A 26,554-nucleotide genomic window follows, 5' to 3' on the forward strand; every position below is an offset into this window, starting at 1 on the left:
TGTTACGGAAAAGCCATGCCTCTGGCCTGCTCACGCTCCCTGTTTTTCCTGGTTTTCATTGCGGGCGCCCTGGTCCTGGGCGTGTCGTACTATCTGGAGTATGCAGTCGGCCTCCAACCTTGTGGTTTGTGCCTGTTGCAACGAGGTTGCCTGGCACTGCTGACGGGTGTCTGTCTGATGGCTTCGGTGCAGGGACCCGGTCGCTTCGGGACTGTCCTGTATTGGCTGTTCGGTGTGCTTTTCAGCCTGGCCGGAACGGTCATCGCGTGGCGGCAGGTGTTGCTGCAAAGCGATCCGGCAAATCAATTGTCGACTTGCGCGCCTAATCTGAGTGATCTGTTCGCCGGTTCGCCCTGGATGTGTGTCGTGCGGCAGATGTTCAAAGGCACCATCGACTGCGCTCAGATCTCCTGGACCCTGTTTGACTTGAGCATCCCGGAGTGGAGCCTGCTGTTCTTTATCTCGATGATGACCCTGGGGATTTATCAGCTGTTGCGTCAAGCCTGGGTCGCCTTGCGGCGACCACTCAGCGGCGAGTCGTCGCACCGGGCGCTTGTGGGTGATTAAACACTTGTATGAACTTTATCGGCTGCGTACCTTGAAGCCACAGACGTGCGGGCATAATCTGGCCGGCACGTGTCATTGGAATTATGTTGCTCGATGACGCTCTGCCTGGCCGATTCTTGACCTTCAAGAGTATGACGGGTGTAGGGCAGCATGACCCACAAGGGAAGAGAGATCGCCATGCTCGAAAGTTGTCAGAATGCTCAGGAACGTTGGGGTGGAGTACATCTGCTGATCGATCGTTGGTTGCAGGAACGTCACGAACTGGTTCGTGCCTATGATGCGCTCGGTGCCAAGCCAGAGGCTCTGGGTGAAAACCGCAAACCTTTGCAGGAATTCTGTGGTGTCCTGGTTGATTACGTGTCCGCCGGGCATTTCGAAATCTACGAACAGCTGACCGGTGAAGCCAAGGCTTTCAATGACAAGCGTGGTCTGGAGTTGGCAGAAACCCTCTACCCGCGCATCGACGTCATCACCGAAAAACTGCTCGCGTTCAATGACCTGTGCGATGCAGGCAAGTGTGTGGCAGAGAAATTCAAGGAACTGGGTGGTCTGTTGCACGAGCGCTTCGAGCTGGAGGATTGCCTGATCGAGGTTCTGCACACCGCTCACAAGGCAGAAGATTCGGTTCAGGCCTGAATTCACTCTTCGCAATACTGAAAACGGTGCGCCTTGCGCACCGTTTTTCGTTTCCGCCATTCAGCCAGTGGCGCCGCGCAATTCGACTTCGAACACCAGCGGTGTAAACGGCGCGATCAAGTCGCCGGCACCATCGGCGCCATAGGCTTGCGCCGATGGAATCACCAGGCGCCATTTCGCGCCGACCGGCATTTGCTGCAGTGCGCTGCGCCATCCGCTGATCACGCTATCGAGACTGAACCATTGCGGCTGACTGTTCTGGTCGAACACCGTGCCGTCGGGAAGGCGACCGACATACAGCACCTGGACCTTGCCGTTTGGCCCGGCCTTGGCACCCGTGCCAGGCGCCAGTTCCGTCAGCAGTATTCCATCCGCCAGTTCACGAACACCGGGCCTGGCTTTTTCATCGGCGAGAAAACGCTGTTCTTTTTGCAGCGCCAATTCGCTTTGCGGCTCAGGTGATTGCATGGCGACCCGGGCTTCGTGCTCGTTGAGGATCTGTTCGATCTGCTCGTCTTTCAACGCCAGTGGCTTGCCTTGATAGGCTTGCTGCAAACCTTCGACGAGCGCCTGAAGTTGAAGATCGGGAACCTCCTGGCGCAGGCGTTCACCGAGGCTCGCACCCAGGCTGTAAGCGAGGTCGTGAGCGTCATTTTCCGACGTTTTTTCTGCAGCGTGGGCCGCGGAAAAAATCACGCACAGCGATAAAAAAAAGTAGCGCGACATGGGCACTCTCCAGCCTGAGATGCGGGCGATTATGCCAGTGAGAATGCGTTCAACGGTGAACTGCTTTTACACAAGCGCAGAACATTTTCGATTCGTTGCAACGCAACGCTTTGGATACTGTCAAGATGCCCTAGCGGCGGTAGCAGCAGAGGTCTAGTATGAGCCGCACCCACGTCAGCCAGGAGGTAAACCATGTCGGCCACCAAGAAGCCTGTAAATACCCCGTTGCACTTACTTCAACAACTCTCGGGCAGCTTGCTCGAGCACTTAGAAACCGCTTGTTCCGAAGCGCTGGCTGATGCTGAAAAACTGCTCGCCAAGCTGGAAAAGCAGCGCGGAAAAGCGCAGGAAAAATTGCACAAATCCCGCACCAAGTTGCAGGACGCTGCATCGGCCGGCAAGGCCAAGGCGCAGGCCAAAGCCAAGGACGCAGTGAAGGAACTCGAGGAGCTGCTGGATGCCCTCAAGGATCGTCAGTCGGACACTCGCGGCTATATCCTGCAGCTCAAGCGCGACGCTCAAGAAAGCCTGAAACTGGCCCAGGGCGTTGGTCGCGTTCAAGAGGCTGTCGGCAAGGCATTGTCCCTGCGTGCGGCCAAGCCTGCTGCGGCCCCTGCGAAGAAAACCGCTGCCAAACCGGTTGCTGCAAAAGCACCGGCCAAGCCTGCCGCCAAACCGGTTGCCAAGGCACCGGTGAAAGCCGCAGCCAAGCCCGCTGCAAAACCTGCGGCGAAAAAACCTGTCGCGGCCAGCGCTGCGAAACCGGCGGCTAAAACGACGGCTGCGAAACCGGCCGCTGCCAAACCGGTTGCTGCAAAAACAGCCGCTGCCAAACCGGCCGTAGCGAAAACCGCTGCTGCGAAACCAGCGGCCAAACCGGCAGCAAAAACGACCGCTAAACCTGCGGCCAAACCAGCCGCCAAAACTGCAGCGGCCAAGCCTGCTGCCAAGCCGGCCGCCAAACCTGTCGCCGCTAAAACCGCGGCCAAGCCAGCGGCTAAACCTGCTGCAAAAACGACGGCTAAACCAGCCGCCAAACCTGCTGCGGCGAAACCTGCCGCTGCTGCCAAGCCAGTCGCAGCCAAGCCTGCTGCAAAACCTGCGGCCAAACCAGCGGCTAAACCCGCCGTGAAAAAACCGGTTGCCGCCAAGCCGGCCACCGCGCCAGTTGCCAAGCCAGCCGTCCCGGCTGCGGCGGCAGCACCTGCTCCGGTCGCCACCCCCTCGACAGCCGTGTCTGCTCCAACGCCGGCCGCTGTTCCGAGCGCAGCTACCACCCACCCAACCAGCGCTTCCTAAGTGCCGGATACCGCGACGCGCAGCTGACGCAGCGCGTCGCGGTCCAGGTGAGTGGCGCCTGCCGCTACACCTTCCATCCAGGCCGAGAGATCGGTCCTTTTCTCTTGCGGCCAACCTTGGGCCGATCGCTCCAGTCGTAGCAACAGATGTCGCTCGGCTTCCAGCTCCAGGGTCTTCACCTGTTCGCGCAGCCCATGCAGGTCGGCGTCCAGCATGGCGATGGTTTTCCATTGCGTGCGCAATGCCCGTAGCGGTTGCACCACATCGTTGTCCCACGGCTCAGCCACACTGCGAAGTTGCTGCAGGCGCTGCTCATTGCAGGCCACTCCCCGCTGTCCCAGCCATGCCGCACACAGCAGCAGGCACACGTTGACGCCCGCCGACTGCAATTGCAGGCACGCCTGTTCAACGCCCGGACGGGCATAAGTGCTCAGGGAAAAGCTCCACAGGTCAGAGGACATAGTGCTACTCGCGCCAGTTGCGAGCGAAGCTGGTAGACTCCGCCGCCATTATGATTCGACTTCAGAACCTGACTTTACAGCGTGGCCCGCAACGTCTGCTAGAAGACGCCGAGTTGACGCTGCACGCCGGCCAGAAAGCCGGCCTTATCGGTGCCAACGGCGCCGGCAAATCGAGCCTGTTCGCCTTGCTTCGGGGTGAACTGCACCCGGATTCGGGTGACTGCTTCCTGCCGGCCGACTGGCGTATCGCCCACATGCGCCAGGAGGTCGACACCCTCGAACGCCTGGCGGTCGACTACGTGCTCGATGGCGACCTGCGCCTGCGCCAGGTGCAACGCGACCTCGCCGCAGCCGAAGCGGCCCATGACGGTGCCGCTCAGGCCCGTCTGCACTCGGAACTCGACAGCGCCGACGGTTACACCGCCGATGCCCGTGCCCGCAAGCTGCTGGCGGGCCTTGGGTTCACCAATGACCAGATGGATCGTCAGGTCGGAGATTTCTCCGGTGGCTGGCGGATGCGTCTGAACCTGGCGCAGGCCTTGATGTGCCCCTCGGACCTGTTGCTGCTTGATGAACCAACCAACCACTTGGACCTCGACGCCATCATTTGGCTGGAAGAGTGGCTCAAAAGTTATCCCGGCACTTTGATGCTGATCTCCCACGACCGGGATTTCCTCGATGCCGTGGTCGATCACGTGGCTCACGTCGATCAGCGCAAGATCACGCTCTATCGCGGTGGCTACAGCGCCTTCGAACGCGCCCGCGCCGAACGCCTGGCCCAGCAACAACAGGCGTACGAGAAGCAGCAGGCGCAACGTGCGCACATGGAAAGCTACATCGCCCGCTTCAAGGCCCAGGCCACCAAGGCCCGCCAGGCCCAGAGCCGGATCAAGGCATTGGAGCGGATGGAAGAGTTGACCGCGGCCCACGTCGACTCACCGTTCGACTTCGTGTTCCGCGAATCGCAGAAAATCTCCAGCCCGCTGATTGACCTGTCCGATGCCCGTCTGGGTTACGGCGAGAAAACCGTGCTGGAGAAGGTCAAGCTGCAATTGACCCCCGGCGCGCGGATCGGCCTGCTCGGCCCCAACGGCGCCGGCAAGTCGACCCTGATCAAGAACCTCGCGGGTGAACTCACGCCGCTCGCCGGCCGCTTGACCCGTGGCGAGAACACGGTTGTTGGCTACTTCGCCCAGCATCAGCTTGACTCCCTGGACTCCAAGGCCAGCCCGTTGCTGCACCTGCAGCGCCTGGCACCGACCGAGCGTGAGCAGACACTGCGTGACTTCCTTGGCGGCTTCGACTTCCGGGGCGCGCGGATCGATGAGCCGGTGCTGAATTTCTCCGGTGGCGAGAAGGCGCGTCTGGCGTTGGCGCTGATCGCCTGGGACCGGCCGAACCTGTTGCTGCTCGACGAACCGACCAACCACCTGGACCTGGAAATGCGCCTGGCGCTGACCATGGCCCTGCAGGAATTCAGTGGCGCGGTGCTGGTGGTCTCTCACGATCGTCATTTGCTCAAAAGCACCACCGACAATTTCTATCTGGTAGCCGATGGCAAGGTCGAAGAATTCGACGGCGACCTGGAGGACTACACCCGTTGGCTGGTGGAGTACCGTCAGCGTAATGCCCCGGTCAGCAACACGCCGGTCAACCCGGACAAGACCGACAAGAAAGCCCAGCGTCAGGCCGCAGCGGCGTTGCGTCAGCAACTGGCGCCGCACAAGCGTGAGGCTGACAAGCTCGAAGCCGAGTTGGGCAAGCTTCACGAGAAACTGGCGAAGATCGATGCCAGCCTCGGCGACAGCGACATCTACGAACCGGCGCGCAAGAACGAATTGCGTGATCTGCTGGCCGAACAGGCCAAGCTGAAGGTCCGTGAGGCGGAGCTGGAAGAGGCCTGGATGGAAGCGTTGGAGCTGTTGGAAAGCATGCAGGCGGAGCTGGAGGCGCTGTCCTGATGGACGCCTTCAAGTTGCCGTTGCCAGCGGTGTGGGTCGAGCCGATCTGGCTCGGCGTGCAACTCCTGCTGATCCTGCTGGCCGGCTACCTCGCCCAGCGCTTCGTTGCCAAGGGCCTGACCCGTCTCGGTGAGCGCTACCCGTTTCCGCCACAATTGCTGATGCCCCTGCGCGGAGGTCTGCGTTGGCTGATCATGGGCAGCGCCCTGATTTTCGTGCTGGAGCGCCTCGGGGTTTCGGCCACGGTGCTCTGGACGGCGCTGTCGGGTTTTGTAGCGGTCGCTGCAGTCGCGTTTTTCGCCATGTGGAGCGTGCTGTCCAACTTGCTCTGCGCGATTCTGATCTTCACCGTCGGCCCGTTTCGGCTGGGCGATGTGGTCGAGTTGGTGGATACCACCGACAAGCCCGGCGTCAAAGGTCGGGTAGTAGCGATCAATTTGCTTTACACCACGTTGGTCGAAGCCGAAGAGCTCGGAACCGGTAGCGCCATGGTGCAAGTGCCGAACAGTTTGTTCTTTCAGCGCTCGGTTCGACGCTGGCGCGGCAGTGATGTCTTTCCTGCAAGCGGTTTCGAAAAGTAGCCGACACGCCGGCCACGCGGGTCGGCGATCGTCATGTCCTATAAAAAATCGGTAGTCATCGGCCCAAAGCCGCATTAGCTTAGACCTCTGTCACGAGTCTGAGTCGAGGTGTGCGATGGAGCTTCAAACATGGCTGGCTTTTTTTGCCGCCTGCTGGGTGATCAGTCTTTCTCCGGGGGCTGGCGCCATTGCGTCGATGTCCAGCGGCCTGCAATACGGTTTCTGGCGTGGGTACTGGAATGCGCTAGGCCTGCAATTGGGGCTGGCGCTGCAGATTGCGATTGTCGGCGCCGGTGTGGGCGCGATTCTTACGGCATCGGCAACCGCGTTCTACGCCATCAAATGGTTCGGTGTGGCCTATCTGGTTTATCTCGCCATCAAGCAATGGCGCGCGTTGCCCAGCGACATGAGCGATAACGCCGCCGTGCGCCCGATTGGCAAACCGCTGGTACTGATATTCCGTGGCTTCCTGGTCAACATCAGCAACCCCAAGGCGCTGGTGTTCATGCTGGCGGTGTTGCCACAATTCATCGATCCCCACGCGCCGCTGCTGGCTCAGTACCTGATCATTGGTGTGACCATGATCTGCGTCGACCTGATCGTCATGGCCGGTTACACCGGGTTGGCGTCCAGGGTGCTGCGCCTGTTGCGCACGCCCAAGCAACAAAAACGCATGAACCGCACCTTTGCCGGGCTGTTCATTGGTGCCGCTGCCTTCATGGCGACTCTGCGCAAAGCCGCCGTTTAAACCCACGCTGACAAAAAAGGCGACCTTTTCAGGTCGCCTTTTTTATTGTCGCAAGGGCGGGATCAGCGCATCCGATGGGCTTGGCGCCCCTTGCCGGGAGGGTGGCAGGCGGTCGATGCGGGCGCTGGCCCCGTGTTTCGCTCTGACGCCAGCAGAGCAGACAAAGCTTGAGCGAAAGTCATTGAGAGTGAACAATATATTACTTCGTGTTTCCAATTGAGATTCATTCATGATTGCCCCGTCCCGTTTCCTGGCCTGGCTCTTCGTACCGTTGCTGGCCTTATGCAGCTCCAACTTGCTGGCCGACACGGTGGAAGGTGCGCCGCAAGCGCTGCACCTGCTCGACTACATCGGCGCGGATTACCCGGCAACGGTGCGGGCAGGCAAGGTCATTGACGAGTCTGAATACCGCGAACAGCTCGAATTCACCGGGGTGTTGCAAGGGTTGGTCGCCGCCATGCCGGGCAAGCCGGAAAAAGCCGGGCTGGAGCAGGGCATCAGTGCGCTGCATGCGGCGATCACGGCGCGTCAGGACGGCGCGGAGGTCGCCCGTCAGGCCCGGCAACTGGGCGCGAAACTGGCTGTGGCCTACGAGGTCAGCCAGGCCCCGGTCATTACCCCCGACCCGACTCGCGGCGCGCCCCTGTACGCCCAGCATTGTTCGGTGTGCCACGGTGATGCAGGCGCTGGCGATGGCCCTGCGGGTGTCGGCCTGACCCCGCCACCGGCCAATCTGCGCGATGCTGCGCGCCTGGATCAACTGAGCCTCTACGGGATCTACAGCACCCTGGGGCTCGGCGTCGAAGGCACCGACATGCCGGCCTTTGCCGATCAACTGGACGATCGCCAGCGTTGGGATCTGGCCACTTATATCGCTGGCTTCAGCGCCGATCCGGTGAGCGCCAGCGGCGACAAGACTTACAACATTGCCGATCTGGCCCGTCAGACGCCGGCCGAAGTACAGGCTGCCGACGGCCCGCAAGCGGCCGCTACCTTCCGGGCCCAGCGGGCGCAACCCCCGCAGGTCAAGCGCGGCCCGGCGCAGTTGCTTGATTACACCGCCGCCACGCTGGACAAGAGCATCGCGGCCTATCGCGCCGGCGAACACGATCAGGCCTATGACTTGTCGGTGGCGGCGTATCTGGAAGGTTTCGAGCTGGTCGAAAGCTCGCTGGATAACGTCGACGCCAACGTGCGCAAAGACACTGAGAAATCGCTGATGGCTTACCGTCAGTCGTTGCAGGATGGCTTGCCGGTCGAACAGGTCGAACAGCGTCTGGACGCCGCCAAGGCCAAGTTGAAAGTGGCCGCCGGCTTGTTGGGCAGTGACGGTTTGAGCTGGTCCCTGAGCTTCATCTCCGGCCTGTTGATTCTGCTGCGCGAAGGTCTGGAGGCTATCCTGGTACTGGCGGCGATCCTCGCCTTCCTGCGTAACACCGGCCAGCAGTCGGCGGTGCGCAGTGTCAACGTCGGTTGGGGGCTGGCGCTGCTGGCCGGTCTGGGGACATGGGCGCTGGCGGCGTATGTGATCGATGTCAGTGGCTCCCAGCGCGAACTGCTGGAAGGCGCGACGGCGCTGTTTGCCAGTGTCATGGTGCTGTGGCTCGGCGTGTGGATGCACGACCGTCGTCATGCCGCGGCCTGGCAGGATTACATCAAGAGCAGCCTGGTGGGCGGTGGCGGGCGATTCGGCTTTGCGATCCTGGCGTTTTTCTCGGTTTATCGCGAATTGTTCGAAGTGATCCTGTTCTACGAAACCCTGTGGCTGCAGGCTGGCCCGGCCGGTCACGACGCCGTGCTGGCCGGTGGGGCGACGGCGCTGGTGCTGTTGGTCGGCCTGGCATGGGTCATCCTGCGGGGTTCAGCGAAACTGCCGCTGGCGCTGTTCTTCAGCATCAACGCCGCGCTGCTGTGCGCGCTGTCAGTGGTGTTCGCCGGGCATGGCGTCAAGGCGCTGCAGGAAGCCGGGATTTTCGGTACACGGCCGGTCCCGTTCTTTGAATTCGACTGGCTGGGGATTCATGCCGATGCGTATTCGCTGAGTGCTCAGGCGGTGGCGATTGTTGCGATCACCGTGTTGTATGGTCGAAGCTGGCTGGCTGAGAAGCGCCGGGTAACTGTTTCTTAAAGCATTCGCTTCGCTCACATTCGCGAGCAGGCTCGCTCCCACAGCATTAGCGCTAACCTTGTGGGAGCGAGCCTGCTCGCGATGCTTTTCGGAAGAGGAAAAACTGATGCGTGTCTGGATCGATGCCGACGCTTGTCCTCGGGCGGCCAAGGACCTGGTGGTGAAGTTCGCCCTGAAGCGCCGGTTCGAGGTGGTGCTGGTGGCCGGGCAGCCGCAGATCAAGCCGGGCCTGACGCTGGTAAAGCTGATCGTGGTGCCGAGCGGTCCGGATGCGGCCGATGATTACCTGGTAGAACACGCCGTGCCTGGGGAGCTGGTGATCTGCAGCGATGTGCCGCTGGCCGACCGCCTGGTGAAGAAAGGCGTTTCGGCGCTGGACCCACGAGGCAAGGAGTTCGATGCGCAGAACATGGGTGACCGGCTGGCGGTGCGTAACCTGTTCACCGATCTGCGAGAGCAGGGGCAGATGAGCGGCGGCCCGGCACCGTTTGGCGAGCGGGAAAAGCAGGCGTTTGCCAATGCGCTGGATCGGATATTGACCCGGTTATCACGCAACGCCTGAGTCGGACGAAAAACCCTGTGGGAGCAAGCTTGCTCCCACAATTAGAGGGTGTCAGGCGTCGTTTTCGTGGGTCAGCTCAAGTACGCGGTCGACCAGTTTGTTGATGCCGGAGGCCGCTTCGCTGATCGACTGCGCCAGCATGTACGCCGGTGTAGTCACCAGTTTGCGTGCCTTGTCTTCGACGATTTCGCTGACCGCGCAGTCTTTGTGGGTCGCGCCCATCTTGTTCAGGGCGGCAGCGGTGTCGGCGTCGTTGCCGATGGTGCAGATCACGCCCGGCCCGTAGATTTTCGCCGCCAGGGCTGGCGAGATGCAGATCAGACCGACCGGTTTGCCGGCCTCGGCAAAGGCTTCGGTCAGGGCCAGTACGTCCGGTTGCACGGTGCAGCCGGTGCCCTCGACGGCAAAGTTGGAGAGATTCTTGGCTGAACCGAAACCGCCGGGAACGATCAAGGCATCGAAGTCTTCGGCGTTGGCTTCGCGGATGTCCTTGACCTCGCCACGGGCGATGCGCGCCGACTCCACCAGCACGTTGCGCGACTCGGGCATTTCTTCGCCGGTCAGGTGGTTGATCACGTGCAGCTGCGCGATGTCCGGGGCAAAGCACTGCACTTGCGCGCCACGCTGGTCCAGGCGCAGCAAGGTAATCACGCTTTCGTAGATCTCTGCACCGTCGTACACGCCACAACCGGAAAGGATCACTGCAACTTTTTTGCTCATAAGCTTTTCTCCAGATTCATGGCGTTAAATGTCCACTAATTTGTCACTCGTTGCCATAGGGTTAAATCGCGGCTACACATAGGATCTGTCCCCAGGATTCCGATCAGGGCGCGTCATGGACTTCATTCTGTATGCGGTGCCATTTTTCTTTGTGCTGATTGCCGTCGAGCTGCTGGCCGACCGTTGGCGCGGGGTGAGCAACTATCGGGTGGCGGACGCGATCAACAGCATCAGCACCGGCGTGCTGTCGACCACCACCGGCCTGCTGACCAAGGGCGTGGGACTGGTCACCTATGCGTTTGCCCTCAAGCATCTGGCGCTGTTCGAGCTTTCGGCCGACAGCGTTTGGGTCTGGGTTTTCGCCTTCGTCCTTTACGACTTCTGCTATTACTGGCTGCATCGAATGGGCCACGAACGCAACATCCTCTGGGCCGCGCATTCGGTGCATCACCAGAGCGAGGACTACAACCTCTCCACCGCCCTGCGTCAGACCAGCACCGGGTTCCTGCTGAGCTGGATCTTCTACCTGCCCATGGCGGTGGTTGGCGTACCGCTGTTGGTATTCGTCAGCGTCGCCGCGCTGAACCTGCTGTACCAGTTCTGGGTGCATACCCGGCACATTCCCAAGCTCGGCTGGTTCGAGTGGCTCTTCGTCACGCCGTCCAATCATCGGGCTCACCATGCACAGAACGCTCTCTACATGGATCGCAACTATGGCGGGGTGTTCATTATTTGGGACCGTCTATTCGGCTCGTTCCAGGAAGAGGACGACAACGAACCGGTGATTTTCGGCGTGACCACGCCGCTGGCGAGCTGGAATCCGATCTGGGCGAACGTGCAGTTCTATGCGCAGTTGTGGGCGGATGCGCGGCGCGCGGAAAGCACCTGGGACAAATTGCGGATCTGGTTCATGCGCACCGGTTGGCGGCCAGCGGACGTGGCAGCCAAATACCCGATGAACAAACCGGACCTGAGCCAGTTCCGCAAATTCGAGGTGCCGCTGGACGGACGTCAGCAACTCTACGTCTTGCTGCAGTTCTGCGTGTACATCGCGTTGGGCAGCTACTTGATGAATCTGGAGCCGAGGCTGCCGACCGCTGCCCTGATCCTGGGCTGGAGTGCCGTGGCGTTGGGGCTGTTTGTGCTGGGGGTGGCCCTGGAGAATCGCCCGTGGGCGTTGAAGCTGGAGTTGTTGCGACTGGCGTCGAATGTGCCGCTGGTATGGCTGGCGCCACTGGTGGGGCTGTGGCCGGCCAGCGCGGCGGGCTGGGTCGGCCTGCTCAGTTACAGCCTGCTCAGCGGTATCGGTCTCTACTGCTGCAGAAACCGCTTCACTCGGTTGGCGTCTTAGCGTTTTCGATTTTGGCCTGCTCAGCCTTCAAGGCTTGCTCGTCGGCATAAATCTGCTTGGCCAGGCGGGCATTCTTGAAGCGTCGGCGCAGCCACAGGACCAGGCCCAGTACCAGCAGGGCGCCGAGGACCCATAGCTCGTACTTCTTGATGCTGCCGAGCATGCCTTCGAGCACCGCGCCGAAGTGATACGCGGCAGCGGCCAGTGCGGCCGCCCAGACCGCCGCGCCTATGCCGTTGAGCAGCAGGTATCGCCCCGGTGGATAGCCCGAAAGACCGATGGCCACGGGCATTACCGTGCGCAACCCATAGACGAAGCGGAAGCTCAGCACCCAAATGTCCGGGTGTTTGCGGATGTGTTCCAGCGCCCGGTCACCCATCAGTTGCCAGCGAGGTTTGCGCGCAAGCAACTTGCGACCATGCTTTCGTCCCATGAAGTACCACAGCTGATCGCCGGCATAACTGCCGAAGAACGCCACGACCACCACCAGGTTGATATCCATGTATCCACGGAACGCGAGGAAGCCTGCGAGCACCAGAATGGTTTCGCCTTCGAAGAACGTGCCGAGAAACAAGGCAAAATAGCCGAAGTCATGCAGAAATTGTTGGAGCATTGTCTGGGTGCTGGCGAAATGAACGCGCAGCCTAACCCTTCGTACACATTCAGGAAAGTGTCGAAATGTGTCTCGACGTGAACATTTCCTACAACGACAATGGAATGCGGCTACATGTCGCAGTGTGCACATAACTGTCACGCGATCGTCATAATGGCCGCTTATAACTGTCACGCTCGCACGCCAGCGGGCTCAGGAGTCTGCCGTGAGCTTTACCCCCGCCAACCGTTTGTTCCCTGCAACCCGCCTGCGCCGCAACCGCCGTGATGAATTTTCGCGTCGTCTGGTTCGTGAAAACGTGTTGACCGTCGATGATCTGATTCTGCCGGTATTTGTGCTGGACGGTGAAAACCGTCGCGAAGCGGTCGCCTCGATGCCGGGCGTCGAACGCCTGACCATCGATCTGTTGCTGGAAGAGGCGGCCAAATGGGTCGAGCTGGGGATTCCGGCGCTGGCGCTGTTCCCGGTGACCCCGCCGGAACTCAAGTCGCTGGACGCCGCCGAAGCCTGGAACCCCAACGGTATCGCCCAGCGTGCCACCCGCGCCTTGCGTGCGCAGTTTCCTGAGCTGGGCGTGATCACCGACGTCGCGCTGGACCCGTTCACCACCCATGGTCAGGACGGCATTCTCGACGAAGAAGGTTATGTACAGAACGACATCACCGTCGACGCGCTGGTCAAGCAGGCCCTGTCCCATGCCGAAGCCGGCGCTCAGGTGGTGGCCCCGTCGGACATGATGGACGGTCGCATCCAGGCCATTCGCGAGGCTCTGGAACTGGCCGATCACGTCAATGTGCGGATCATGGCCTACTCGGCGAAGTACGCCAGTGCCTATTACGGGCCGTTCCGCGATGCCGTCGGGTCGGCGCTGAACCTGGGCAAGGCCAACAAAGCCTCCTATCAGATGGACCCGGCCAACAGCAACGAAGCCCTGCACGAAGTGGCGGCTGACTTGTCAGAAGGCGCAGACATGGTCATGGTCAAGCCTGGCATGCCCTATCTGGACATCCTCTGGCGGGTCAAGGAAGAATTCAAAGTGCCGACTTTTGTTTATCAAGTCAGCGGCGAGTACGCCATGCACATGGCAGCGATCCAGAATGGCTGGTTGAGCGAAGGGGTGATCCTCGAATCCCTGACCGCCTTTAAACGTGCCGGCGCAGATGGCATCCTGACGTACTTTGCCGTTCGCGCAGCTCAATTGTTACGAGAGCAAAAATAGCCCTCCCAGGAACATGTGATGAATACCGAAGGACTGACTGAAGTTGCCGTAAAAGACGCTCAACCCGTGGTGGAGCAAATCGCCGAAACCCCACCGGAACTGGAGCCTGCTCCGCCTGTGGTGGTCGCCGAAACCGTTGTGGCAGCGCCAGCGATTGTCATTCCAGGCCTGGATGACAGCAGCCTGTACATCCACCGCGAGCTGTCGCAACTGCAATTCAACATCCGCGTGCTGGAACAGGCGCTGGATGAGTCCTACCCGTTGCTGGAGCGGTTGAAGTTTCTGCTGATCTTCTCCAGCAACCTGGACGAGTTCTTTGAAATTCGCGTGGCCGGCCTGAAGAAACAGATCACCTTTGCCCGTGAACAGGCCGGTGCCGATGGTCTGCAACCCCATCAGGCCCTGGCCCGTATCAGCGAGCTGGTGCACGGGCACGTTGATCGTCAGTACGCGATCCTCAACGACATTCTGTTGCCGGAGCTGGAAAAACATCAGGTCCGCTTCATCCGTCGGCGTTACTGGACGACCAAGCTCAAGACCTGGGTTCGCCGCTATTTCCGCGACGAGATCGCCCCGATCATCACCCCGATCGGCCTCGACCCGACGCACCCGTTCCCGTTACTGGTGAACAAGAGCCTGAACTTTATCGTCGAGCTCGAAGGCATCGACGCCTTCGGTCGCGATTCCGGTCTGGCGATCATTCCGGCACCGCGTCTGTTGCCACGTGTCATCAAGGTGCCGGAAGAAGTCGGTGGCCCTGGCGACAACTATGTGTTCCTGTCGTCGATGATCCATGCTCACGCCGATGACCTGTTCCAGGGCATGAAGGTCAAGGGCTGCTATCAGTTCCGCCTGACCCGTAACGCCGACCTGGCACTGGACTCCGAGGATGTCGAGGACCTGGCCCGCGCCCTGCGTGGCGAACTGTTCTCCCGTCGCTACGGTGACGCGGTACGCCTGGAAGTGGCCGATACCTGCCCGAAACACCTGTCCGACTACCTGCTCAAGCAGTTCAACCTGAGCGAGACCGAGCTGTATCAGGTCAACGGCCCGGTGAACCTGACGCGACTGTTCAGCATCACCGGCCTGGACAGCCAGCGCGAGCTGCAATACCTGCCGTTCACGCCGCAGATCCCGAAACTGCTGCAGAACAGCGAAAACATCTTCAGCGTGATCAGCAAGCAGGACATTCTGTTGCTGCACCCATTCGAGTCGTTCACCCCGGTGGTCGACCTGCTGCGTCAGGCGGCAAAAGACCCGCACGTTCTGGCCGTACGCCAGACCCTGTACCGCTCTGGCGCCAACTCGGAAATCGTCGACGCGCTGGTGGATGCCGCGCGTAACGGCAAGGAAGTCACCGCCGTCATCGAATTGCGCGCGCGGTTCGACGAAGAGTCCAACCTGCAGCTGGCCAGCCGTCTGCAAGCGGCGGGCGCGGTGGTGATCTATGGCGTGGTCGGCTTCAAGACCCACGCCAAGATGATGCTGATCCTGCGTCGCGAGGCCGGTGAAATCGTGCGTTACGCGCACTTGGGCACGGGTAACTACCATGCCGGTAACGCCCGCCTGTACACCGACTACAGCCTGCTGACCTCCGACGATGCCTTGTGTGAAGACGTCGGCAAGCTGTTCAGCCAGTTGATCGGTATGGGTAAGACGTTGCGCATGAAGAAGCTGTTGCATGCGCCGTTCACCCTGAAGAAGGGCATGCTCGACATGATTGCCCGCGAAACCCAGTTCGCCCTCGACGGCAAACCGGCGCACATCATCGCCAAGTTCAACTCGCTGACCGATCCGAAGATCATCCGCGCGTTGTACAAGGCCAGTCAGTCAGGCGTGCGCATCGATCTGGTGGTGCGTGGCATGTGCTGCCTGCGGCCGGGCATCGCCGGGGTTTCGCACAATATTCACGTGCGTTCGATCATCGGCCGTTTCCTGGAACACACGCGGGTCTTCTATTTCCTCAACGGCGGTGAAGAGCAAATGTTCCTCTCCAGTGCCGACTGGATGGAGCGCAACCTCGACAAGCGCGTCGAGACTTGCTTCCCGGTAGAAGGCAAGAAGCTGATCATGCGGGTCAAGAAAGAGCTGGAGCTTTATCTCACCGATAACACCCACAGCTGGAGCCTGCAGTCGGACGGTCGTTACATCCGTAACACGCCAACCGGCAACCAGAACCCGCGCAGCGCCCAGGCGACGTTGCTGGAGCGTTTGGGCAGCCCGATCCTGGCCGTCCGTTAACGCGGATCAGGCGGACAAAAAAGGGCGATCCAACTGGATCGCCCTTTTTCATGTGCACTGTGAACGATTATGCGTGCTGCCTGGATAAACGTGTTGCCCTCAGGTTTTTCGCGAGCAAGCTCGCTCCTACAGGGCTCTAGCGGACGCTGAGGACGATATCGACCCGGGTCAGCCATTCCGCTTCGATGGCGAAATCGGCCTGGGTCAGTTGGTTTTCGTCCAGCCAGTTTTCCGGGAACACCACTTCCAGGCTGTTGCCATTGGCATTCAGTTCCACCTGAGGCATTTGCTGGGTGCCGCGGATGTGATGGAACAGGATCGCGAAGCGCAGCAGCACGCACAGGCGAATCAGCTTGATGCCGTCGTCGCCGAAATCGGCAAACTTGTCCTTGGGAATGTTGCGTCGGTGGCCGCGCACCAGCAGCGCGAGCATCAATTGGTCTTCGCGGGAGAAGCCGGCCAGGTCCGAGTGCTCGATCAGGTAGGCGCCATGCTTGTGGTACTGGTAGTGGGCGATGTCCAGGCCCACTTCATGGACCTTGGCGGCCCAGCCGAGCAGTTCGCGCCAGACACCGTCTTCCAGATCCCAATCCTTGGCCACCTGATCGAACGCATGCAGGGCCTTGCGCTCGACCCGCACCGCCTGTTCCAGATCGACGTGGTAGCGCTCCATCAGCGAGGTAAGGGTGCGCTCACGCACGTCTTCGTGATGATGGCGACCCAGCAGGTCGTAGAGCACGCCTTCACGCAGCGCGCCTTCACAATGGTCCATGCGTTGCAGTTCGAGGGCGTCGAAAATGGCTTCGAGAATCGCCAGGCCGGCCGGGAAAATGGCGCGACGGTCCGGTTTGATGCCTTCGAAGTCGATTTTCTCGACGTCGCCGAGCTTGATCAGTTTGCGCTTGAGCCAGGCCAGGCCCTCGGCGTTCACTTCCCCCGTGCCGTGACCGCCCGCCTTCAGCGCCAGGCCAATGGCGCGGATGGTGCCCGAGGAGCCAATGGCTTCATCCCAGGTCAGGCGATGCAGGGCGTGTTCGATGCTCATGATCTCCAGGCGTGCCGCCGTGTACGCCTGGGCGTAGCGGGCCGGGGTGATCTTGCCGTCCTTGAAGTAGCGCTGGGTGAAGCTGACGCAGCCCATCTGCAGGCTTTCGCGCAGCAGGGGTTCGAAACGCTGGCCGATGATGAACTCGGTACTGCCGCCGCCGATGTCGGCCACGAGGCGCTTGCCCGGGGTGTCGGCGAGGGTGTGGGAGACGCCCAGATAGATCAGGCGCGCTTCTTCACGGCCGGAAATGACTTCCACCGGATGGCCGAGTATCTCTTCGGCGCGGTGGATGAATTCAGCCCGGTTGCGGGCCTCGCGCAGGGCGTTGGTGCCAACGATGCGCACGGCGCCCAGTGGCATACCGTTTATCAGTTGGGCGAAGCGTTTCAGGCAATCGAGTCCGCGCTGCATCGATTCTTCGCTGAGCTTGCGCTCCTCGTCGATGCCGGCCGCCAGCTGAACCTTCTCCCCGAGACGTTCGAGAATGCGGATCTCGCCGTTCTGGGCCTTGGCCACGACCATGTGAAAGCTGTTGGAGCCCAGGTCGATTGCGGCGATCAAGGACAGATTCTTGGCTTGGGATTGCGGCATGGTCAGGCTCTCGGTCGATAACCCTGCCATCGTGCCACGATCAAAGGCTGCCGCCAACGCGCAGTGATCAAAGCGTTGATCCTGCGCATACCTGTGGCGAAGGGGTAGGCCCCCTCGCCACAGAGAGTTCAACCAGCCGCTTCCACCGTCCCGATGAAATTCGCCAGCTCCGCCGTCTGCGGATTGGCGAACAGCACTTTCGGATCCCCCACTTCATGCACCTTGCCCTGATGCATGAACACCAACTTATCCCCAACCTCCCGGGCAAAGCGCATTTCGTGGGTGACCATGATCAGCGTCATGCCCTCCCTGGCCAGTTGCCGGACCACGCTGAGCACTTCGTTGACCAGCTCCGGGTCCAGCGCCGAGGTGATTTCATCGCACAGCAGTACTTTCGGTGACATCGCCAGCGCGCGGGCAATCGCCACGCGTTGTTGCTGCCCACCGGACAGTCGATCAGGGAAGGCATCGAATTTCTCTCCCAGCCCGACGCGTTCCAGCATCTGCCGCGCCAGCTCGGCGGCCCTGGCTTTCGGCACTTTCTGCACCACTTGCGGCGCGAGCATCACGTTCTCGCCCACCGTCAGGTGCGGGAACAGGTTGAACTGCTGGAACACCATGCCGACTTTTTGCCGCAGGCTGCGCAGGTCCGCGCGGGCGGCGTCGAGGTATTCGCCGTCGACTTCGATGACGCCGTCGTTGATCGATTCCAGACCGTTCAGGGTGCGCAGCAGGGTCGATTTACCCGAGCCGCTGCGCCCGATGATTGCCACCACCTGGCCTTCCTCGACACTCAGGTCGATGCCTTTGAGCACATGGTGATCGCCGTAATATTTATGCAGGGCGGAAATTCTAAGCAGAGGCATGCAGTCTCCTTTCCAGGTAGCGCGCACTGAGGGACAAGGGGTAGCAGAGCAAGAAGTAGCCGAGGGCGACGAGGCCGTAGACCATGAACGGTTCGAACGTGGCGTTGGCGAGCATGCCGCCGGTTTTGGTCAGCTCGGTGAAGCCGATGATCGAGGTCACGGCGGTGCCTTTGACCACCTGCACCGAGAAGCCCACGGTCGGCGCCACGGCGATGCGCAGTGCCTGCGGCAGGATGACGTAGCGCAACTGTTCAAGCCGGCTCAGCGCCAGGCTGGACGAGGCTTCCCACTGGCCGTTGGGGATGGAATCGACGCAACCCCGCCAGATCTCCGCCAAGTAAGCGCTGGTGAACAGGGTCAGCGCGAGCGCTGCCGCCGCCCAGGGCGAAATTTCCACCCCGGCCAACGCCACGCCGAAGAACACCAGAAACAGCTGCATCAACAGCGGCGTGCCCTGGAACAGTTCGATGTAAGTGCGGGCGAAATTGCGTGACAGGGGATTGTCCGAGATGCGCATCACCATGATCAGCAGCCCGATCAAGCCGCCCCCGATGAACGCCACCAGCGACAGCGCCAGGGTCCATTGCAGCCCCGTGAGCAGGTTGCGCACGATGTCCAGGAAAGTGAAATCGCTCATCGGCTGCTCCTTGCGCTGTTTCTTGCGACAAACCGATGACCGATCCAGTTGAGCAACTGGCGGATCAGCAGGGCCATGCACAGGTAGATCAGCGTGGTCAGGGCGTAGGTTTCAAAGGCGCGGAAGTTGCGCGACTGAATGAAGTTGGCGGCGAAGCTCAGCTCTTCCGTGGCGATCTGCGAACACACCGCCGAACCGAGCATGACGATGATGATCTGGCTGCTCAGGGCTGGCCAGACTTTGCCCAGCGCGGGCAGTAGCACCACGTGACGGAACGCTTCGAAGCGCGTCATCGCTAATGCCGCCGCGGCTTCCAGTTGACCCCGTGGAATCGCCTGGATGCCGGCGCGGATAATCTCGGTGGAGTAAGCGCCCAGGTTGATCACCATCGCCAGGACCGCGGCCTGCCATTCGGAAATCTGCAGCCCCAGCGACGGCAGGCCGAAGAAGATGAAAAACAACTGCACCAGAAATGGCGTGTTGCGAATCAACTCGACATAGACGCCGAAAATCCCGGCGAACGGGCGGATGTTCCACGCCCGCACCAACGCGCCCACGATGCCGAGGCTCACCCCGAGCACCGCGCCGATGGCCGTCAGCTCAAGGGTGAACAGCGCACCGCGCAGCAGCAGATCGGTGTTTTGCACCACCGGCAGGAAATCGAACTGATAAGCCATAAAGGGGCTCCTGCACGCAGAGTCAGAGGTCGGCCGGCAGCGGTTCTTTCAGCCAGGTCAGGGCGTTTTTCTCCAGGGCGCCATCGCCCTTGGCGGTGACGAGGATCTGGTTGACCTTGTCCAGCAGTGCCGGCTCGTTCTTGTTCACGCCGACATAGACCGGCGAATCCTTGAGCTTCACTTTCAGCGCTGGCACGCGTTTCGGGCTTTTCTCGCTGATCGCCACCATCACCACGTTGCCGCTGGCGATCAGGTCGACCTGACCGGCCAGGTAAGCGGCGATGGTCGAGTTGTTGTCCTCGAAACGCTTGATGGTCACGCCTTCGGGGGCGACCTTGGTCAGTTCGATGTCTTCGATGGCGCCACGGGTGACGCTGATGGTTTTGCCCTTGAGATCGTCCAGGCTCTTGACGTTGGCGTCTGGCGGGCCGAACACGGCCAGGTAGAACGGCGCGTAGGCCCGGGAGAAGTCGATGACTTTTTCACGTTCGGGGTTCTTGCCGAGGCTGGAGATCACCAGGTCAACCTTGCCGGTGGTCAGGAACGGGATCCGGTTGGTGCTGTTGACCGGCGTCAGCTCGAGTTTGACCTTGAGCTGGTCGGCCAGCAGCTTCGCGGTGTCGATGTCGAGGCCCCGTGGCTTCATGTCCGGGCCGACCGAGCCGAAGGGCGGAAAGTCCTGAGGCACGGCGACTTTGAGGACGCCACGCTTGAGCACATCTTCCAGGCCGTCGGCGTGGGCGGGTGCCTGGCTCAGCATCAGGCTGGCAAACAGGGCAGCGAGTAGGGCGCTGTAACGCTGGATCATGGCAAATCTCCGAATCGACGAGGAGTAATTTCTGCGATTCGACAGAGCACGGGGCATGCCAAGATAGGGTTTTCCGGCTGCCAGGCCGCGGTTTTACTGGTGTGGCAAGGTCTTACTGGTCTGAACAGTCAGGTGTTGTTTCGCACCTCGATGGCGCATCTGTGAAAATCGCCGAACCCCCATGGGGCACGACTTGCCGGACGCCGTGAATAGCTTTACAACTACCCGCACATTGGCCTGGTTCGTCTGGAAAACCATGAATTCGATCTCCCGCGCCGTACCTGAAGTGGCGCTGCAAGCCATCCGCAAACTGATCACCGAACAGGGTTTCGGCCCGGGCGATGCCTTGCCCTCGCAACGGGACCTGGCGGTGCAATTGGGGGTCAGTCGGGCGTCGTTGCGCGAGGCGTTGTCATCGCTCAGTGCGCTGGGGGTCATCAGCATCCAGCCGGGCAAAGGCGTGTTCGTGCAGTCGCCCGTGGAACTGCCGCGAGGCGAGGGCGCGCCGAGCTGGCCGTTCGCGGCCCAGGCTTCGCCGCTGGATATCTTTCAATTGCGCTATGCGTTGGAGGGGTTCGCTGCGGGGCTGGCTGCCGTGACCTTGAGCACCGATGAGCTTGATGTGCTGGAAGATAATGTCGCCGCCATGCGCAACGAACTGAAGGCCGGGGACTTTGAGGCCGCGGCGCGTCTGGACTTCGAATTCCATCGGCGCATTCTGCTCGCCAGCGGCAACCAGGCGATGCTGAGCATCCTGACCGCCAGTGCCGACATCTTCCTGGAAAGTCAGAAACTACCGTTCATCCGGGCCGAGCGGGCCATGGAGACCTGGCAGGAGCACCGTAAAATCCTTCGTGCGCTGGCCCGGCGGGCCTCGGGCGCCGCCCAGAAAGCCATGCATGAGCATGTGCGCAATGCCGCCCTGCGCACTGGAATCGCTTTCGTCGCTCCCGCCATGGCGTGACTTGGGCTATACCCAAACTCATGTAACACCATAGCGAGACTCAATCATCTGCGGCTTCCTGAACACGGGAAGGGCGGCTATGATGGGCCACGTTTTTGCTTACAACCCCGGAGAATTCCATGAGCAGCGATCTTATCAAACACGTTAGCGACGCTAGCTTCGAGGCCGACGTACTCAAGGCTGAAGGCGCTGTACTGGTCGATTACTGGGCTGAATGGTGTGGCCCTTGCAAAATGATCGCTCCTGTTCTGGACGAAATTGCCGAGACTTACAAAGGCAAGCTGACCGTTGCCAAACTGAACATCGACGAAAACCAGGAAACCCCGGCCAAGCATGGCGTGCGTGGCATTCCGACCCTGATGCTGTTCAAGAACGGCAACGTTGAAGCGACCAAGGTCGGCGCGCTGTCGAAGTCGCAGTTGGCGGCCTTCCTCGACGCCAACATCTAAGCGTCGATGTCGTGTTATTGAAAAAGGCCCCGCAAATTGCGGGGCCTTTTTCGTTGCTGAGGGCTAGACGCTCCGAAACTCAGGTGTTACATTCGGCCCCGCACTGGTTTCTCCAGTGCCCCCTGCTAGCCGTCGCCGACGCTCTCCTTTTCGAATAAGTACGCGATCCTGTCGCCTTCTCTGCGGCGCGGCCTCATTAAGCCAAAAGCTTAATTTCCCCCCTCCATAAATGATTACGTCATTCCTATATGAATCTGACTGAACTCAAGCAAAAGCCGATTACCGAACTGCTCGAATTGGCCGAACAGATGGGCATAGAAAATATGGCCCGTTCGCGCAAGCAGGACGTGATTTTCTCCCTGCTGAAAAAGCACGCGAAAAGCGGCGAGGAAATCTCCGGTGATGGCGTGCTGGAGATTCTCCAGGACGGCTTCGGCTTTCTCCGCTCTGCAGACGCCTCTTATCTCGCCGGCCCAGACGATATCTACGTCTCGCCGAGCCAGATCCGTCGCTTCAACTTGCGCACCGGTGACACCATCGTTGGCAAGATCCGTCCTCCGAAGGAAGGCGAGCGTTATTTCGCGCTGCTCAAGGTCGATACGATCAACTTCGACCGTCCGGAAAACGCGAAAAACAAGATTCTCTTCGAGAACCTGACCCCGCTGTTCCCGACCGTGCGCATGAAGATGGAAGCCGGTAACGGTTCCACCGAAGACTTGACCGGTCGTGTCATCGACCTGTGCGCCCCGATCGGCAAAGGCCAGCGCGGTCTGATCGTTGCACCGCCGAAAGCCGGTAAAACGATCATGCTGCAGAACATCGCGGCCAACATCGCGCGCAACAATCCTGAAGTTCATCTGATCGTGCTACTGATCGATGAGCGTCCGGAAGAAGTAACCGAAATGCAGCGTACCGTGCGCGGCGAAGTGGTTGCCTCGACGTTCGACGAGCCGCCAACCCGCCACGTGCAGGTTGCCGAAATGGTAATCGAGAAGGCCAAGCGCCTGGTCGAGCACAAGAAAGACGTGGTGATCCTGCTCGACTCCATCACCCGTCTGGCCCGTGCCTACAACACCGTGATCCCGAGCTCCGGCAAGGTGCTGACCGGTGGTGTCGATGCCCACGCCCTGGAGAAACCGAAACGTTTCTTCGGTGCCGCACGGAACATCGAAGAAGGCGGCTCGCTGACCATCATCGCCACCGCACTGGTTGAAACCGGTTCGAAGATGGACGAAGTGATCTACGAGGAATTCAAAGGCACCGGCAACATGGAACTGCCTCTGGATCGCCGTATCGCCGAAAAACGCGTCTTCCCGGCGATCAACATCAACCGTTCCGGCACCCGCCGCGAAGAGTTGCTGACCGCAGACGACGAGTTGCAGCGCATGTGGATCCTGCGCAAGCTGCTGCACCCGATGGACGAAGTGGCTGCCATCGAGTTCCTGATCGACAAGCTGAAAACGACCAAGACCAACGATGAGTTCTTCTTGTCGATGAAGCGCAAGTAAGTCGGTCAGGTCTGCAGAAGCCGGGGAAACCCGGCTTTTTGCTATCTGATTTTTGATCAAACGCCAGTTCGTGGTTCTGAACCGAAGGGTTCGGCGCTAAACTGCCAGCCCCCGAACGCCACGGCCAAAACGAGGCTCACGCATGCAGTATCGCGACTTGCGCGACTTTATCAGCGGCCTGGAACAGCGCGGAGAACTCAAGCGCATCCAGGTTCCGGTGTCCCCTGTGCTGGAAATGACCGAGGTCTGTGACCGTACGCTACGCGCCAAGGGCCCGGCACTGTTATTCGAAAAACCAACCGGTTACGACATTCCAGTGCTCGGCAACCTGTTCGGGACGCCTGAGCGCGTCGCACTGGGTATGGGCGCAGAAGCGGTCAGCGAGCTGCGCGAAATCGGCAAGCTTCTGGCGTTCCTCAAGGAGCCCGAGCCGCCGAAGGGGCTCAAAGATGCCTGGTCCAAGCTGCCGATCTTCCGCAAGATCATCTCGATGGCGCCCAAGGTCGTCAAAGATGCCATTTGCCAGGAAGTGGTCATTGAAGGCGACGATGTCGATCTTGCCATGTTGCCGGTACAGACCTGCTGGCCTGGCGACGTTGCCCCGCTGATCACCTGGGGCCTGACCGTCACCAAGGGCCCGAACAAGGATCGCCAGAACCTCGGTATCTATCGCCAGCAAGTGATTGGCCGCAACAAGGTCATCATGCGTTGGTTGAGCCATCGTGGTGGCGCGCTGGATTACCGTGAATGGTGCGAGAAGCATCCGGGCCGGCCGTTCCCTGTAGCTGTGGCCCTGGGCGCCGATCCCGCTACCATTCTCGGCGCCGTGACCCCGGTGCCCGATAGCCTCTCAGAGTACGCCTTTGCCGGCCTGCTGCGCGGCAACCGAACCGAACTGGTGAAGTGCCGTGGCAACGACCTGCAAGTGCCGGCCACGGCTGAAATCATCCTTGAAGGCGTGATTCATCCAGGCGAAATGGCGGACGAAGGTCCGTATGGCGACCACACCGGCTATTACAACGAAGTCGACAGCTTCCCGGTGTTCACGGTCGAGCGCATTACCCACCGCATCAAGCCGATTTACCACAGCACCTACACCGGGCGTCCACCGGATGAACCGGCGATTCTCGGGGTGGCGCTGAACGAAGTATTCGTGCCGATCCTGCAGAAGCAGTTCCCGGAGATCACCGATTTCTACCTGCCGCCTGAAGGTTGCTCGTATCGCATGGCCGTCGTGACCATGAAGAAGTCGTATCCGGGCCACGCCAAGCGGGTAATGCTCGGCGTCTGGTCGTTTTTGCGACAGTTCATGTACACCAAGTTCGTTATCGTCACTGACGACGATATCAACGCACGGGACTGGAACGACGTGATCTGGGCCATCACCACGCGCATGGACCCCAAGCGCGACACGGTGATGATCGAAAACACGCCGATCGACTACCTCGACTTCGCCTCTCCGGTGTCCGGCCTGGGCTCGAAGATGGGGCTCGATGCCACGCACAAGTGGCCGGGCGAAACGACGCGGGAGTGGGGTCGGGTCATCGTCAAGGACGAAGCCGTGACCAAACGGATCGATGCCATCTGGAATCAGTTAGGAATAGATTGATGCGTGTAACTTTGCAGCCCTCCGGAGCAGTGCTGGATATTCTGCCCGGCGAGCGGATTCTCGATGGCGCACGCCGTCTGGGTTATGAATGCCCGCAAAGCTGTCGTAACGGTAATTGCCACGTGTGTGCCGCGCTGCTGGTGGAAGGGCGTGTCGAACAGGACGGCGGTGTGCGCGACCATGGCGAGTTCTACACTTGCATAGCAGAGCCGCTGGAAGACTGCATCGTGCTGTGGGATGGCGTGCTCGCGCTGGGAGAATTGCCGGTGCGCAGTCTTTCGTGTCAGGTCACCAGTTGTACCGACGTCGGCGGTGATACCTGGCGGGTCCGACTGCGGGCCCCGGCCGGCAAGCCGCCGCGCTATCATGCCGGCCAGTACCTGATGATTCATCGGGACAACGGCGAAAAGTCGTCCTTTTCCCTGGCCTCGGCCCCTTCCTCCGGGCGTGATCTGGAAATCCACGTGCTGGCGCGTGAAGCCAGTGCGCTAAACCTGATCAAGCAACTGCAGCGCGACGCGATGGTGCGGATCGACATGCCGTTCGGCGACACGCACCTGGCCGAGTTGCCGGACGGCCCATTGGTATTGATTGCCGCAGGCACCGGCATGGGCCAGGTCCACGGCCTGATCGAACATTGTCGCGCCACCGGCTTCAAGCATCCTGTGCATCTGTATTGGGGGGTGCGTCGTCCCGAAGACTTTTATCAAATCGAGCATTGGGACGAATGGCTGAAGTTGCCCAATCTGTTCCTGCACAAAGTCGTTAGCGATCAATGCGGATGGCAGGGGCGCTGCGGCATGTTGCATGAAGCCGTTTGCGAAGACTTTCCCGATCTCAAGGCGCTGCACGTGTACGCCAGTGGCTCGCCGGCGATGGTCTACGGCACGCTGGATGCGCTGGTCGAGGCCGGGATGGACGCCCATCAGATGCGCGCCGACGTATTTGCGTACGCGCCGCGATCTTGATCCACGATCTTGATCCACGGCTTTGATCGCCGCCCGGCAAGCCTTTTCTAGAAGCGTATGCCCGTGGTCACCATGGCCGCGTTGGCGCCGAGGAATACCAACTCGGCGGCCAGCGGGCCGTAGTGCGCGCCAACGGATGGAATGATCACCGGCGCAATGCCGAAGTGGTTGAGCGGAATCTTGTCCTTGTACTGGCCGCTGTAGCCTTGGAGCAGTCCGCCGGTCACTTTCAGATACACCGGATACTCGGCACTCTCATAGCGTTTACCGACATAGGCATAGTTGGAGCGCTGGCGGAACGAGTTGCGAAACGTCGCCCCGCCAAATACCCAGCCAGAGGCTTGATTGCGTTCAATGCCAATCAGGTCCTGATTGTTATTGTGGTCGGGATCAGGCGAGTAATGTTTGGTGTAGACGCTGGTCTGTGCATACCAGAAGCCTTTGTCTTGTTGTGCGTCATCCGCCGCCATTACATGGCTGGCCTGGATCATTAACAACATGGCGACAAGCCCCGCTTTTTTCATCATTCAGCCTCTGTTAAACACTACGGCTTGCGCCTGGGGAGGTCGTTATACGTGGGCGCCCGGCAACGGGGAAGGCAGAAAATCCGAGAGTT

General features: G+C 60.5%; 26 protein-coding genes. 16 read left to right on the forward strand and 10 right to left on the reverse strand.

The window, feature by feature from the left end; translation table 11 throughout:
- The first annotated feature begins 15 nt into the window (after nucleotides 1-15).
- Nucleotides 16-567, forward strand: a complete 552-nt coding sequence (locus AC1Q6D_RS00965; protein ID WP_047534906.1) for a disulfide bond formation protein B — start codon at nucleotides 16-18, stop codon at nucleotides 565-567.
- A gap of 177 nt (nucleotides 568-744) precedes the next feature.
- Nucleotides 745-1,203: a sigma D regulator gene (gene rsd / locus AC1Q6D_RS00970; protein ID WP_103402911.1), complete on the forward strand. Its 459-nt coding sequence runs from the start codon at nucleotides 745-747 to the stop codon at nucleotides 1,201-1,203.
- Nucleotides 1,204-1,263: 60 nt separating this feature from the next.
- Here rsd and AC1Q6D_RS00975 read toward each other — a convergent pair whose 3' ends face one another.
- Nucleotides 1,264-1,929 (reverse strand): FKBP-type peptidyl-prolyl cis-trans isomerase, encoded by a 666-nt coding sequence (locus AC1Q6D_RS00975; RefSeq protein ID WP_103402910.1) that lies wholly within the window; start codon nucleotides 1,927-1,929, stop codon nucleotides 1,264-1,266.
- A gap of 192 nt (nucleotides 1,930-2,121) precedes the next feature.
- Here AC1Q6D_RS00975 and AC1Q6D_RS00980 point away from each other — a divergent pair, with 192 nt between their 5' ends.
- Nucleotides 2,122-3,228 (forward strand): AlgP family protein, encoded by a 1,107-nt coding sequence (locus AC1Q6D_RS00980; RefSeq protein ID WP_103402909.1) that lies wholly within the window; start codon nucleotides 2,122-2,124, stop codon nucleotides 3,226-3,228.
- On the opposite strand, the gene AC1Q6D_RS00985 is transcribed toward AC1Q6D_RS00980, so the two are convergent.
- On the reverse strand, nucleotides 3,225-3,689 hold the full coding sequence (locus AC1Q6D_RS00985; protein WP_103402908.1) for a TIGR02444 family protein: 465 nt from the start codon (nucleotides 3,687-3,689) through the stop codon (nucleotides 3,225-3,227). The two genes, AC1Q6D_RS00980 and AC1Q6D_RS00985, sit on opposite strands and share 4 nt — an antisense overlap.
- 50 nt (nucleotides 3,690-3,739) lie before the next feature.
- On the opposite strand from AC1Q6D_RS00985, the gene AC1Q6D_RS00990 reads away from it, so the two are divergent.
- From AC1Q6D_RS00990 to AC1Q6D_RS01010, 5 genes are all read left to right on the forward strand, one after another.
- On the forward strand, nucleotides 3,740-5,650 hold the full coding sequence (locus AC1Q6D_RS00990) for an ATP-binding cassette domain-containing protein (protein ID WP_103402907.1): 1,911 nt from the start codon (nucleotides 3,740-3,742) through the stop codon (nucleotides 5,648-5,650).
- Nucleotides 5,650-6,231, forward strand: a complete 582-nt coding sequence (locus AC1Q6D_RS00995; protein ID WP_103402906.1) for a mechanosensitive ion channel family protein — start codon at nucleotides 5,650-5,652, stop codon at nucleotides 6,229-6,231. The genes AC1Q6D_RS00990 and AC1Q6D_RS00995 overlap by 1 nt, the downstream gene beginning before the upstream one ends.
- Before the next feature lie 115 nt (nucleotides 6,232-6,346).
- On the forward strand, nucleotides 6,347-6,979 hold the full coding sequence (rhtB, locus tag AC1Q6D_RS01000) for a homoserine/homoserine lactone efflux protein (RefSeq protein WP_047534889.1): 633 nt from the start codon (nucleotides 6,347-6,349) through the stop codon (nucleotides 6,977-6,979).
- Nucleotides 6,980-7,208: 229 nt separating this feature from the next.
- Complete coding sequence (locus AC1Q6D_RS01005; RefSeq protein ID WP_103402905.1) at nucleotides 7,209-9,107, forward strand: FTR1 family protein; 1,899 nt, start codon at nucleotides 7,209-7,211, stop codon at nucleotides 9,105-9,107.
- A 106-nt stretch (nucleotides 9,108-9,213) separates the two neighbouring features.
- Entirely contained in the window at nucleotides 9,214-9,669 is a 456-nt protein-coding gene (locus AC1Q6D_RS01010) for a YaiI/YqxD family protein (protein WP_047534885.1), read from the forward strand.
- A gap of 51 nt (nucleotides 9,670-9,720) precedes the next feature.
- Here the strand turns inward: AC1Q6D_RS01010 and elbB are convergent, their stop codons facing one another.
- Nucleotides 9,721-10,389: an isoprenoid biosynthesis glyoxalase ElbB gene (gene elbB, locus AC1Q6D_RS01015; RefSeq protein ID WP_103402904.1), complete on the reverse strand. Its 669-nt coding sequence runs from the start codon at nucleotides 10,387-10,389 to the stop codon at nucleotides 9,721-9,723.
- Nucleotides 10,390-10,504: 115 nt separating this feature from the next.
- Here elbB and AC1Q6D_RS01020 point away from each other — a divergent pair, with 115 nt between their 5' ends.
- A complete protein-coding gene (locus AC1Q6D_RS01020; RefSeq protein WP_103402903.1) occupies nucleotides 10,505-11,740 on the forward strand; it encodes a sterol desaturase family protein in 1,236 nt (411 codons plus the stop codon).
- On the opposite strand, the gene AC1Q6D_RS01025 is transcribed toward AC1Q6D_RS01020, so the two are convergent.
- Nucleotides 11,721-12,353, reverse strand: a complete 633-nt coding sequence (locus tag AC1Q6D_RS01025; protein ID WP_103402902.1) for a DedA family protein — start codon at nucleotides 12,351-12,353, stop codon at nucleotides 11,721-11,723. The two genes, AC1Q6D_RS01020 and AC1Q6D_RS01025, sit on opposite strands and share 20 nt — an antisense overlap.
- Nucleotides 12,354-12,558: 205 nt before the next feature.
- Here AC1Q6D_RS01025 and hemB point away from each other — a divergent pair, with 205 nt between their 5' ends.
- Together hemB and ppk1 are read left to right on the forward strand one after the other, a co-directional pair.
- Nucleotides 12,559-13,572 carry a porphobilinogen synthase gene (hemB, locus tag AC1Q6D_RS01030; protein ID WP_103402901.1) on the forward strand — a complete coding sequence of 338 codons (1,014 nt, stop codon included), beginning with the start codon at nucleotides 12,559-12,561 and terminating at the stop codon, nucleotides 13,570-13,572.
- An 18-nt stretch (nucleotides 13,573-13,590) separates the two neighbouring features.
- Nucleotides 13,591-15,813, forward strand: coding sequence for a polyphosphate kinase 1 (gene ppk1 / locus AC1Q6D_RS01035; RefSeq protein WP_103402900.1), 2,223 nt, complete (start codon nucleotides 13,591-13,593; stop codon nucleotides 15,811-15,813).
- A gap of 136 nt (nucleotides 15,814-15,949) precedes the next feature.
- On the opposite strand, the gene ppx is transcribed toward ppk1, so the two are convergent.
- From ppx to AC1Q6D_RS01060, 5 genes are all read right to left on the reverse strand, one after another.
- Entirely contained in the window at nucleotides 15,950-17,452 is a 1,503-nt protein-coding gene (ppx, locus tag AC1Q6D_RS01040; RefSeq protein ID WP_103403006.1) for an exopolyphosphatase, read from the reverse strand.
- 128 nt (nucleotides 17,453-17,580) lie between these two features.
- The gene (locus tag AC1Q6D_RS01045) at nucleotides 17,581-18,318 is read right to left on the reverse strand and encodes an amino acid ABC transporter ATP-binding protein (protein WP_103402899.1); all 738 of its coding nucleotides are present in this window, start codon (nucleotides 18,316-18,318) and stop codon (nucleotides 17,581-17,583) included.
- Nucleotides 18,305-18,955 carry an amino acid ABC transporter permease gene (locus AC1Q6D_RS01050; RefSeq protein ID WP_103402898.1) on the reverse strand — a complete coding sequence of 217 codons (651 nt, stop codon included), beginning with the start codon at nucleotides 18,953-18,955 and terminating at the stop codon, nucleotides 18,305-18,307. The genes AC1Q6D_RS01045 and AC1Q6D_RS01050 overlap by 14 nt, the downstream gene beginning before the upstream one ends.
- Nucleotides 18,952-19,632 carry an amino acid ABC transporter permease gene (locus AC1Q6D_RS01055; RefSeq protein ID WP_103402897.1) on the reverse strand — a complete coding sequence of 227 codons (681 nt, stop codon included), beginning with the start codon at nucleotides 19,630-19,632 and terminating at the stop codon, nucleotides 18,952-18,954. The genes AC1Q6D_RS01050 and AC1Q6D_RS01055 overlap by 4 nt, the downstream gene beginning before the upstream one ends.
- A gap of 22 nt (nucleotides 19,633-19,654) precedes the next feature.
- Nucleotides 19,655-20,440 (reverse strand): transporter substrate-binding domain-containing protein, encoded by a 786-nt coding sequence (locus AC1Q6D_RS01060; protein WP_047534861.1) that lies wholly within the window; start codon nucleotides 20,438-20,440, stop codon nucleotides 19,655-19,657.
- Nucleotides 20,441-20,696: 256 nt separating this feature from the next.
- On the opposite strand from AC1Q6D_RS01060, the gene AC1Q6D_RS01065 reads away from it, so the two are divergent.
- The 5 genes from AC1Q6D_RS01065 (at nucleotide 20,697) to AC1Q6D_RS01085 (ending at nucleotide 25,938) form a co-directional block, all read left to right on the forward strand.
- Entirely contained in the window at nucleotides 20,697-21,404 is a 708-nt protein-coding gene (locus AC1Q6D_RS01065) for a FadR/GntR family transcriptional regulator (RefSeq protein ID WP_103402896.1), read from the forward strand.
- Between the two features lie 119 nt (nucleotides 21,405-21,523).
- Complete coding sequence (gene trxA, locus AC1Q6D_RS01070; RefSeq protein ID WP_003206727.1) at nucleotides 21,524-21,853, forward strand: thioredoxin TrxA; 330 nt, start codon at nucleotides 21,524-21,526, stop codon at nucleotides 21,851-21,853.
- A gap of 248 nt (nucleotides 21,854-22,101) precedes the next feature.
- Nucleotides 22,102-23,361, forward strand: coding sequence for a transcription termination factor Rho (rho, locus tag AC1Q6D_RS01075; protein WP_017845130.1), 1,260 nt, complete (start codon nucleotides 22,102-22,104; stop codon nucleotides 23,359-23,361).
- 142 nt (nucleotides 23,362-23,503) lie between these two features.
- Entirely contained in the window at nucleotides 23,504-24,970 is a 1,467-nt protein-coding gene (ubiD, locus tag AC1Q6D_RS01080; RefSeq protein WP_103402895.1) for a 4-hydroxy-3-polyprenylbenzoate decarboxylase, read from the forward strand.
- Nucleotides 24,970-25,938 (forward strand): CDP-6-deoxy-delta-3,4-glucoseen reductase, encoded by a 969-nt coding sequence (locus AC1Q6D_RS01085; protein WP_103402894.1) that lies wholly within the window; start codon nucleotides 24,970-24,972, stop codon nucleotides 25,936-25,938. Before ubiD ends, AC1Q6D_RS01085 begins: the two co-directional genes overlap by 1 nt.
- 47 nt (nucleotides 25,939-25,985) lie before the next feature.
- Here AC1Q6D_RS01085 and AC1Q6D_RS01090 read toward each other — a convergent pair whose 3' ends face one another.
- A complete protein-coding gene (locus tag AC1Q6D_RS01090; protein WP_103402893.1) occupies nucleotides 25,986-26,462 on the reverse strand; it encodes a sn-glycerol-3-phosphate transporter in 477 nt (158 codons plus the stop codon).
- Between the last annotated feature and the right edge of the window lie 92 nt (nucleotides 26,463-26,554).

The sequence above is a fragment of the Pseudomonas sp. MT92 genome, assembly GCF_058792515.1.